The sequence below is a fragment of the Halochromatium sp. NSM3 genome (genome assembly GCF_059621085.1).
Window position 1 is genome coordinate 1 of the sequence record NZ_JCAQIA010000083.1, and the last position, 1,635, is coordinate 1,635.

The 1,635-nt window shown below is 58.3% G+C and carries 2 rRNA genes; both read left to right on the forward strand.

What is annotated here, in order from left to right:
- Nucleotides 1-974: ribosomal RNA gene (locus tag AC54T3_RS17380) — 23S ribosomal RNA — on the forward strand; the annotation flags it as partial.
- Nucleotides 975-1,076: 102 nt separating this feature from the next.
- Nucleotides 1,077-1,192 (forward strand): 5S ribosomal RNA (gene rrf, locus AC54T3_RS17385).
- Nucleotides 1,193-1,635 lie beyond the last annotated feature (443 nt).

Sequence of the window (1,635 nt, forward strand, 5' to 3'; positions counted from 1 at the left end):
TAGCGAAATTCCTTGTCGGGTAAGTTCCGACCTGCACGAATGGCGTAACGATGGCGGCACTGTCTCCACCCGAGACTCAGTGAAATTGAAATCGCTGTGAAGATGCAGTGTACCCGCGGCTAGACGGAAAGACCCCGTGAACCTTTACTACAGCTTCACACTGAACTTTGAACCTGCTTGTGTAGGATAGGTGGGAGGCTTTGAAGCCGGAACGCTAGTTTCGGTGGAGCCAACCTTGAAATACCACCCTGGCATGTTTGGAGTTCTAACCTCGTCCTGTTATCCAGGACAGGGACCGTGTGTGGTGGGTAGTTTGACTGGGGCGGTCTCCTCCCAAAGAGTAACGGAGGAGCGCGAAGGTACCCTCAGCGCGGTCGGACATCGCGCAGTGCGTGCAAAGGCGTAAGGGTGCTTGACTGCGAGACAGACACGTCGAGCAGGTGCGAAAGCAGGTCTTAGTGATCCGGTGGTTCTGTATGGAAGGGCCATCGCTCAACGGATAAAAGGTACTCCGGGGATAACAGGCTGATACCGCCCAAGAGTTCACATCGACGGCGGTGTTTGGCACCTCGATGTCGGCTCATCACATCCTGGGGCTGAAGTCGGTCCCAAGGGTATGGCTGTTCGCCATTTAAAGTGGTACGCGAGCTGGGTTTAGAACGTCGTGAGACAGTTCGGTCCCTATCTGCCGTGGGCGTCGGAGATTTGAGAGGATCTGCTCCTAGTACGAGAGGACCGGAGTGGACGTACCTCTGGTGTTCCGGTTGTCACGCCAGTGGCATTGCCGGGTAGCTAAGTACGGACGGGATAACCGCTGAAAGCATCTAAGCGGGAAGCCTTCCTCAAGATGAGATCTCCCTGGGCACTTGATGCCCCTGAAGGGCCGTTGAAGACGACAACGTTGATAGGCGGGATGTGAAAGCGCAGTAATGTGTGAAGCTAACCCGTACTAATTGCCCGTGTGGCTTGACCATATAACACCCAAGCAGTTTGAGGGTGTGCGGTCATCACAATGACATGACGACATAGCCTGGAACTTTCCTGAATTGGTGATCCTTTGGATCACACCCAGTTTGCCTGGCGGCCATGGCGAGTAGGAACCACCCGATCCCATCTCGAACTCGGAAGTGAAACTGCTCAGCGCCGATGGTAGTGTGGGGCTTCCCCATGCGAGAGTAGGTCACTGCCAGGCTCTTATTGCAAAACCCCGATCGGTCAGCCGGTCGGGGTTTTTTTTGCCTGGCATCTGGGGCAGCACCGCGGGCCCTCTGGGTCCAACACCAGGGCGCCAGGATCCTTCGGGCCTTACCCCGAAAACCGCCGGGTCGTTCGCGAACGACCCGTACAGGGACGGGGCATGAATCTCACTCCCTCTCCGTCAGGAACACCCGCGGACGGCTCCACGCGGGCTCAAGCCTGCCTCGAACCCCCCGTACGGGCGCTTCGAGAAGCGCCCCTGCCAACCCCACCCCCACCGCATCCACGAGATACCGTACGGGTCGTTCGCGAACGACCCGTACAGGGACGGGGCATGAAACTCACTCCCTCTCCGTCAGGAACACCCGCGGACGGCTCCACGGGGGCTCAAGCCTGCCTCGAACCCCCCGTACGGGCGCTTCGAGAAGCGCCCCTGCC